The organism is Halomonas sp. BC04 (genome assembly GCF_000568385.1).
In genome coordinates this window covers 1-8,593 of sequence record NZ_AZQX01000103.1, presented here as the reverse complement: position 1 = coordinate 8,593, position 8,593 = coordinate 1, and the positions used below count along the sequence as shown (strand labels likewise).

Below are 8,593 nucleotides of genomic sequence, written 5' to 3'. Positions count from 1 at the left end.
TGGCCGCCGAGCCAGCCACTGGCTGGGKCTGGCCGAACCCTGGCTCGCCGCCGCGCTGGCGCTGTCGGCCATCGGCCTGGTGGGCCTGCCCACCTGGAAGAAGGGCTTCATCGCCCTGCACCATCGCATTCTCAACATCAACGCCCTGATGAGCGTGGCCGTGACCGGTGCGCTGCTGATCGGCCAGTGGGCCGAGGCAGCCATGGTACTGGTGCTGTTCACCCTGGCCGAACGCATCGAGGCGCACTCGCTGGGCCGGGCGCGCAACGCCATCCGCGAGCTGCTCTCCCTGGCCCCGGAGAGCGCCAACGTGCGCCAGGCCGACGGCAGCTTTCGCAGCGTTCCGGCCAGCGAGGTCACCGTAAGCAGCCTGGTGCGGGTGCGACCGGGCGAACGCCTGGCGCTGGACGGCAGCATCATGGAAGGCCACCCCACCCTGGACGAATCTCCCATCACCGGCGAGAGCCTGCCGGTGGACAAGTCGCCAGGTGGAGCCGTGTTCGCCGGCAGCGTCAACCAGGGCAGCGAGTTTCTCTACCGCACCACACGCGCTGCCAGCGACACCACCCTAGCACGCATCATCCATACCGTGGAGCAGGCCCAGGCCAGCCGCGCTCCCACCCAGCGCTTCATCGACCGTTTCGCCGCCATCTATACCCCGACGGTCTTCGCCATCGCCCTGCTTACGGCACTGCTCCTACCCTTGCTGTTCGGGGTGACCTGGCTGGAGGGCATCTATCGCGCCCTGGTGCTGCTGGTCATCGCCTGCCCCTGCGCCCTGGTGATCTCCACCCCGGTGACCATTGTCAGCGGCCTCGCGGCGGCAGCCAGGTCCGGCATCCTGATCAAGGGTGGCACCTTCCTGGAGCAGGGCTACCGGCTCACTACCATGGCCTTCGACAAGACCGGCACCCTGACCCAAGGCCGCCCCGCGCAGCGGGCCTGGCACCCGCTCGACTCGGCGCTGGGCGAACCCGCCCGTGCCGAGCTACGCGCACTGGCGGCGGGGCTGGCCAGTCGCTCGTCGCACCCGGTGTCGGCGGCCCTGACACGCGCCGCCGAGGCGGATGCCGTCACACCGCTGGACGTGAGCGACGTGCAGGAGTTGCCCGGCCGCGGCGTGGTCGCCAGGCAGGGTGAGCGAAGGGTCTGGCTCGGCAACCGTCGGCTGATGCAGCAGTTCGCGGTCCCGGACGACACGCTCGAAGCCCGCCTGGCCGAGCACGAGGCCCGCGGCGAGACGCTGGTGATCCTGGGTGAGGAGAGTCGGCCACTGGCACTGTTTGCCGTCGGCGACCCGCTGCGGGAGGAGAGTCGTGAGGCAGTCGAAGCACTGCATCGCCTGGGCGTGACCACGCTGATGCTGAGCGGCGACAACCCGGCGAGCGTGGCCGCGGTGGCCGCCCTGGCCGGCATCGATGAGGCCCACGGTTCACTGCTGCCGGAGGACAAGCTGGCCATGATCGAGGCCCGCGCCGTCCGCGGCCCGGTGGGCATGGTGGGCGACGGCATCAACGATGCCCCCGCACTGGCCCGGGCCGATATCGGCTTCGCCATGGGCGCGCTGGGCAGCGATGCCGCCATCGAGACCGCCGACGTGGCCCTGATGGACGACGACCCGCGCCGGCTTGCCGATTTCCTGCGCCTGTCACGGCGCACGCGCACGGTACTGTTGCAGAACATCGCCTTGGCGCTGGGGCTCAAGGCAGTATTCATGGCACTCGCCTTCACCGGCCATGCCACCCTGTGGATGGCGGTCTTCGCCGACATGGGTGCCAGCCTGATCGTGGTGGCCAATGGCCTGCGCCTGCTCGGTATGCTGCCCGACGCCTCTCCCGGCCTAGGCTATGTACGAAAAGTCGGCGAGCGAAGGTCAAGCAAGGCAAAAATCGGCGAAAAAGCGGAGTTTACGGGGTGTAAATGAGCATTTTGATCGGACTCGCGCACGAGCCGATTTTTAACGCCGCATGGCCGAGCGCAGGCAGTTTTCGTACAAAGCCTAGCGCAGCACGTGCCTGACCAGAAAGGGCCCCAGCAACTCGAAGAACACGGTCGATACCACCACCGTCGAGAGCACAAGAGTGCCGTAGTCGGGGAAGCGCTCGGCGACCAGCAGGGCCATGCCCATGGCAATACCGGCCTGGGGGGTGAGCGCCAAGCCGATGTCATGGGGCAGGCTGCTTGTCGCCGGACCAGGTGCCCCCCCAGCACACCGCCCAGGTAACGCCCGGAAAGGCGCAGGACGATATAAGCCAGGGTGAGCCAGATGGCGCTACCGAGGTAGCTCAGGTCGATGCTGGCGCCGGAGAACACGAAGAAGAACACGAGGAAGGGCCATTCGATATGCTCGATCTCGTTGAAGGAGCGGCTGTGATGGGTGGAAAGGTTGGCGACGAGGCGCCGGCGAACATGGCCGCGAGCAGTGCCGAGACCTCGAGCCAGAGGGAGAACCCGGCCAGCAGCAGGATCACGGCGAAGGCTTCGACCTGAGTCGGCTCCCCCGGCTTCAGCCGGCCCGTCAACCAGGCCGCCGGCAGGCCAACGGTGGCGCCCAGCACCAGGGCACCGCCCAGTTCCCAACCGGCCTGGAGCAAGGCAAGGGTACCGTCTCCTGCGAGATACCAGCCGAGCAACGCCATGGCCAGGCCGAAGAAGAGGATTCCCCAGGCGTCATCGATGGCGACGATGCCCAACAGTAAGCGAGCCCGAAGTCGGGTATCTCCTCGCTCATGCACGGTCTCGCTGATCTCGGCCGGGTCGGTGGCCACCGAGATCGCGGCAAGACTGACTGCCACCACCAACGGAAAGCCAAGCAACAGCAGTCCCACACCGACCACCGCCATCCCTGTCATGAGCACCGTCAAGGAGAGAAGCATGATCAGGGCGCCGATATTGCGCAGTCGCCTCAGGGTCAGCTCACCGCCCAGCAGAAAGGCCACCATGACCAGTGCCACATGGATGAGCGGCTCGCTCAACCCCGCCAGGGGTTGGCCGCCGGGCTGATCCAGCCCCCACTGCTGCACCATCGCCACCCCGACCCCCACCAGCACGAGTAACGAGACTCGCGGCAGTCGGGTGCGATTGGCCAGCGCGTCGGCAAAGATGCTCAGGCTCAGGATGACGCCCAGCAGGATCAGGCTGGCAGTTTCAATGGTGAACTCGGCCATCGGCCATTGCCAGGACTCGTCAGCCGTCATCTCCCTTGCCCTCCATGGCACGCTTCATGAAATTCAAGATCCAACGCACCATCAGCGTATCGTCCACCGGCGCCGAAAGCGATGCCAGCCCTTCGCGGGCCCGCTCTTCGCCCACCAGCCCGCTGCGCAGTACCATCAGGTCCCGTGAGTAGGGCTTGGCGAATTCCGGATGCCCCTGAACGCCGAGGAAGTGCTCGCCGATCTGGATCAGGTAGAAGGGACAGAAGTCGCTGCCGGCGAGCACCCTGGTCTGCGGTGGCAGCTCGCTGACCTGGTCCTGATGGCTGACCAGCAGATCCAGGTTCGGCTGCCAGGGCGCCATCCACTCGGCATGAGACTCGACTCGGTTGAACGACATGCCCACTCCCCAGCCCTTGGGGCTCTTCACCACCTCCCCGCCCAGCGCCTTGGCCATCAGCTGGTGGCCGAAGCAGATGCCCACCAACGGCTTGCCGGCCTCCCACAGTCGACGCACGAAGCCGCAGAGGTCGTCGACCCAGGCCAGACCATCATTGACACCGTACTTGGAGCCGGTGGTCATCCAGGCATCGACCGCGTCGATATCGTCGGGGATCTGGCCGTCCAGGCAGCGCCAGACAACGAACTCGAGCGCGGGATCGACGCGATGGAATAGCGCCGCGAACATCTCGGGATAGTTGCCATGGGCCTCGCGCAGCTCCGGCGCCACATCGTCACACTGCAGAAGCCCTATTCGCATCGCTCAATCTCCCTGTGGTTTACCGCCGCTGCCTTCACAGCGGCTGACGGCAGTAATGTCAGAGACGCCCTTCCACGGCAGCAACGAAGATATCGCGATAGCCGTCGGCATCGAATTCGACCGGGTTGGTACCGGAGGAAGGATCGGCCACGGCCATCCTGCCCACCTTGTCGGCCTGGCGCGTATCGATCCCGAGACCGGCCAGGGTGTGCGGGATACCCAGCCGCTCGCGCATCTCCAGCACCCAGTCGATCACCGCTGCCGTGCCCGGCTGATCCAGGTCGAGGTAGCGGCCAAGGCGTACCATGGGTTCGCCGATAGCACGCTCGTTGGCCCGCAGCACATAGGGCATCAGGATGGCGTTGAGCGTTCCGTGGTGGGCGTCATGCAAGGCCCCGAGGGGATGCGCCAGGGCGTGCATCGCACCCAGGCCGCGCTGGAAGGCGGTGGCACCCATGCTCGACGCCACCAGCATGTTCATGCGCGCCTCCAGATCGTGTCCGTCGGCATAGGCGCGCGGCAGATGGTGATAGATGCAGCGCATGCCCTCCACGGCAATGCCTTCCGCCATGGGGTGATAGAGCGGCGAGCACCAGGCTTCCATGCAGTGGGACAGGGCATCCATGCCGGTGGCGGCCGTCATCGCCGGTGGCAGCCCCACGGTCAGTGCCGGATCGAGAATCACCGTGGCCGGTACCATGCCGGGGTGGAAGATGATGCGCTTGACGTGCTCGACCTCATCGGTGATCACCGAGGCACGTCCCACTTCCGATCCGGTTCCGGCGGTGGTGGGCACGGCGATGATGGGGGCGATGGCCTGGGCGTCGGCGTTCTTCCAGTTGTCGCCGATATCCTCCAGGGACCAGAGCGACAGCCCTTCCCTCTGGTTGGCCATCAGCGCCACGGCCTTGGCGGCATCCAGCCCCGAGCCCCCACCGAAGGCGATCACGCCGTCATGGCCGCCATCACGAAAGGCTGCCATGCCGTCGAGCACGTTCTTGCCGGTTGGGTTGCCCTTGACCTGGCTGAAGACGGCAATGCCCAGCCCGCCGTCCCGGCAGGCCTCTACGATCTCCTCCACCATCGGCAACGCGGCCAGCCCGGGGTCGGTGATCAACAGCGGTGCCTGCATGCCTAGTGCCTTGCAGGCATCGGGCAGCTCGCGAATGCGCCCCACCCCGGTGAGGATATTGGCGGGGTAGTTCCAGCCCATGGTGAATGGCTGCATGTCCGGATGGTTCATCGTCTTCTTCTCCTGGGCGGTGCTGCCCGTTCAGGCATGCTTGAGGTGGAAGGACTTGGGCCGCGTCAGCGTCTCGTAGCCCAGCCGAGACAGGGAGCAGCCTCGCCCCGACTGCTTGACGCCGGTCCAGGCCAGTTCGGGATCGAGGTAGTCGCAGCGATTGGTGAAGACGGTGCCGGCATCCAGTCGACGGGCCAGCGCCTCGCCCACGGCCTTGTCGCGGGTGAACACCGCCGCGGTGAGGCCGAAGTCGCTGTCGTTCATCAATGCGACGGCTTCGTCATCGGAGTCCACCGCCATGATGCCCACCACCGGGCCGAAGCTCTCCTCGGTCATGACTCGCATCGAGTGGTCGACACCGGTGAGTACCTGGGGCGCCAGGTAGGCGCTGCCCGGTACCGAGAGCGGGTAGTCGCCGGGATCGATCCAGGCCCTGGCCCCTGCCGCCACCGCCTCTTCGATCTGGCCACGCACGAAATCCGCCGCCGCCGGCCGCACCAGCGGGCCCAGGGTGGTGGCGGGATCGGTGGGATTGCCCAGCCTGAGCTGCCTGACCCAGGCCACGGCACGCTCGACGAAGGCATCGAAGATCTCGCGATGCACGTAGAGGCGTTCGATACCGCAGCAGCTCTGGCCCGAATTGAAGAAGGCACCATCCATCACCCCGTCGACGGCGGCATCCAGATCCACGTCGCCACGGATATAGGCGGGGTCCTTGCCGCCCAGCTCTAGCCCGGTGGCAATGAATTGCCCGGCGACGTTGCGTTCGACCATCTCACCGCCGGGCACCGACCCGGTAAAGGAGACATGGGCAATGCGACGGTCCTGGATCAGCCTTCGGTGGCATCGTGCGACAAGTGCAGGTGCTGGAAGACGCCTTCCGGCAGACCGGCCTCGTCGAAGGCCTCCTGGAATCGTTCGGCGCACAGCGGTGTCTGCGCCGAGTGCTTGAGTATCACTGTGTTGCCGGCCATGATTGCCGGCACCACGGCATTCACCGCCGTCATGAAGGGAAAGTTCCAGGGTGCGACGATGAACGAGACCCCCAGCGGCTCGCGGGTGATGTAGCGGGAGAAACCGGGCTTGTCGCCAAGCACGATGGGGGCCAACGCCTCGTCCGCCAGCGCGATCATGGTCCGCGCGCGCTCCTCGAAGCCACCGATCTCACCTGCCGCCGCAGCGATCGGCCGGCCCATCTGCCAGGTCAGCTCCTCTGCCAGGGCGTCGCGGCGCGCCACGAAGGCATCCACCATGCGCGAACAGTACCGGGCCCGCTCGGACAGGGGCACCTCGCGCCAGGCGCGCTGGGCCGTTACCGCCCGCGCCAGCGTCGCCTCCATCAGGGCCGGATCGGCCTGCTCCCGCTCCACATAGACGGAGCCATCCACCGGTGAAATCGTCTTCTGTATGGGCATACTCTTCTTTTCCTTCCAATAGCGAGAGCCAGATCCGGCACGCGGCTACCCCGTCGGCAGTCTCTCGCGAAGACGCTGTAAACCCCTCCCTGGGCGCTCCATTCTTCATCCCTGAAGAATGAGCTTCGCTCATGCCTGCCCCCGGCGCCGCTCATCAGCATGTGTGCAGCCAGTGCGGATTAAATGATTTCAAAATAGCGATCCAACTCCCAGTCAGTAATGTGCCTGCGGAACTGCCGCTCCTCCCACTCCCGTGTCGCCGCGAAGTGCTCAACGAAGTCATCGCCGAACACCTCACGGGCCGGGCCTGACGCCTTCAAGCGCTGGGCGGCTTCCCAAAGCGTCTGCGGCAATGCCTGGCTGGGGGGATGGGTCAACTCATAGGCATTGCCGACCACCGCCTCCGAGGGTTCGAGTCGCTGTTCGATGCCATGCAGGCCGGCACCGATCGCCGCGGCCAGGGCCAGGTAGGGGTTGGCGTCGGCACTCCCCAGGCGATATTCCACCCGCTGCGACTTGGCGCTGCCGGGTATCACCCGCAACGCCGTGGTGCGGTTCTCCACTCCCCAGGTGGCGTCGGTGGGCGCCCAGAAGCCGGGAATCAGCCGGGTATAGCTGTTGACGGTGGGGGCGAACATGGCGAGGAATTCCGGCATCAGCTGCTGCTGGCCGGCCACGAAATGACGCTGGATATCACTCATCTGGTGTGGCTTGTCGGCATCGAAGAAGGCCGACGCACCGCTGTCGGCGTGATTGAGCGACAGATGAATATGACCGCTCTGGCCGGGGTAGTCCGGCGACCATTTGGCCATGAAGGTGGCCATCAGGCCGCGACGCTGCGCCCAGACCTTGGTGAACGTCTTGAACAGGGCCCCCTTGTCGCCGGCGGCCAAGGCCTCGTCGACGCCGATGGCCGCTTCCAGCACGCCGGGGCCGGTTTCGGTATGCAGCCCTTCGATAGGGAAATCCATCGCCTCGGATAGAGCCAGCAGTTCATGGTAGAGCTCGCTGTGCACTGAACTCCTGAGCATCGAATAGCCCATCATGTCCGGCGTCAGCGGCTTGAGGTTACGAAAACCCTTCTCCCGGACCGATTCCGGCGTCTCCTGGAACAGGAAGAACTCGTACTCCAGGGCGCCATTGGCAGTGAAGCCCATGTCACGGGCCCTGGCCAGCACCCGCCGAAGCAGCCCGCGAGGACAGATCGCCTCGGCAGGACCGGTGAACTCGGCGAGAAACAGCAGCATGTCGCCTTCGCAGGCGAGATCGCGACAGCTGCCGGGAAGAATTCTGAGACCGGCATCCGGGTAGCCCGTATGCCAGCCGGTGTAGTTGACGTTGTCGTAGAGCACATCCTTGCTGTCCCACCCCAGCACCACATCACAGAAGGCGAAGCCCTCCTCCAGGGCGTGGAAGAACTTGTCACGGCGCATGTACTTGCCGACCATGATCCCATCGATATCGAACAGGCCGACCTTGACGTGGCTCAGGCCACGCTCCTCGACGATGCGCCGGGCATCCTCCGCACTCTTGATCTCTCTTGCCTGCAGTCGGCTCATGGTCACTCCCTCTGCTACCTTATTGTTGTTTCTCGATACCCCGTCGATGGCTGAACGGGGCAGGCAGCCATCGCCGCCTGCCCCCCAGATTCACTGGCTGACGCTCAGCTATAGCGGTAGGGAGGACCTGCCTGCTGCATGGTCTTCCGGTAATTCTTGAGAATCTGCACCACCCGCGCGTTGCGATCGCTCTGGGCGGCGATCTCGTCCCAGAACTCCAGCGCCGCATCCTCCAGGGTCTGCCACTCCTCCTCTGGAATCGAGGTCAGCTCCAGTTTGCCACCGGTGGTGCGATAGTGCGCCTCCCCCCACCAATACCAGTGCTGCCGGTAGTAGTGGGAATTGTCCATGCAGAGCTTGAACAGCATCTGCAGGTGCTCGGGCACCTCGTTCCAGCGATCGGAGTTGGCAAAATAGGAGCCGGCCCAGGCGCCGGAAATGTTGTTGGTCAGGTAGTAGTT

6 protein-coding genes and 2 pseudogenes are annotated in these 8,593 nt (G+C 65.5%); 1 reads left to right on the top strand and 7 read right to left on the bottom strand.

The features are described from left to right. Positions 1 to 1,924 (top strand): heavy metal translocating P-type ATPase (locus Q427_RS07495; RefSeq protein ID WP_081785878.1); only part of this gene is annotated, 1,924 nt, incomplete at its 5' end. 75 nt (positions 1,925 to 1,999) lie between these two features. On the opposite strand, the gene Q427_RS32075 is transcribed toward Q427_RS07495, so the two are convergent. The 7 genes and pseudogenes from Q427_RS32075 to Q427_RS32070 all read right to left on the bottom strand — a co-directional run. Beyond that, on the bottom strand, positions 2,000 to 2,158 hold the full coding sequence (locus Q427_RS32075) for a hypothetical protein (protein WP_197030541.1): 159 nt from the start codon (positions 2,156 to 2,158) through the stop codon (positions 2,000 to 2,002). 127 nt (positions 2,159 to 2,285) lie between these two features. After that, a complete protein-coding gene (locus Q427_RS07490) occupies positions 2,286 to 3,197 on the bottom strand; it encodes a cation:proton antiporter (RefSeq protein ID WP_197030540.1) in 912 nt (303 codons plus the stop codon). After that, positions 3,187 to 3,915: a glutamine amidotransferase-related protein gene (locus tag Q427_RS07485; protein WP_043512517.1), complete on the bottom strand. Its 729-nt coding sequence runs from the start codon at positions 3,913 to 3,915 to the stop codon at positions 3,187 to 3,189. The genes Q427_RS07490 and Q427_RS07485 overlap by 11 nt, the downstream gene beginning before the upstream one ends. Before the next feature lie 58 nt (positions 3,916 to 3,973). Continuing rightward, positions 3,974 to 5,158: an iron-containing alcohol dehydrogenase gene (locus tag Q427_RS07480; RefSeq protein WP_197030539.1), complete on the bottom strand. Its 1,185-nt coding sequence runs from the start codon at positions 5,156 to 5,158 to the stop codon at positions 3,974 to 3,976. Positions 5,159 to 5,188: 30 nt separating this feature from the next. Then, positions 5,189 to 6,573 (bottom strand): annotated as a pseudogene (locus Q427_RS07475) (aldehyde dehydrogenase family protein). A gap of 179 nt (positions 6,574 to 6,752) precedes the next feature. Then, the gene (locus tag Q427_RS07470; RefSeq protein ID WP_043512515.1) at positions 6,753 to 8,132 is read right to left on the bottom strand and encodes a glutamine synthetase family protein; all 1,380 of its coding nucleotides are present in this window, start codon (positions 8,130 to 8,132) and stop codon (positions 6,753 to 6,755) included. A 104-nt stretch (positions 8,133 to 8,236) separates the two neighbouring features. Continuing rightward, positions 8,237 to 8,593 (bottom strand): annotated as a pseudogene (locus Q427_RS32070) (C4-dicarboxylate ABC transporter); the annotation flags it as partial.

Coding starts and splice junctions, on each gene's coding strand:
- Q427_RS07480 (WP_197030539.1), bottom strand. CDS start 5,158: ATGAACCATCCGGACATGCAGCCATTCACCATGGGCTGGAACTACCCC.
- Q427_RS07470 (WP_043512515.1), bottom strand. CDS start 8,132: ATGAGCCGACTGCAGGCAAGAGAGATCAAGAGTGCGGAGGATGCCCGG.
- Q427_RS07485 (WP_043512517.1), bottom strand. CDS start 3,915: ATGCGAATAGGGCTTCTGCAGTGTGACGATGTGGCGCCGGAGCTGCGC.
- Q427_RS07490 (WP_197030540.1), bottom strand. CDS start 3,197: ATGACGGCTGACGAGTCCTGGCAATGGCCGATGGCCGAGTTCACCATT.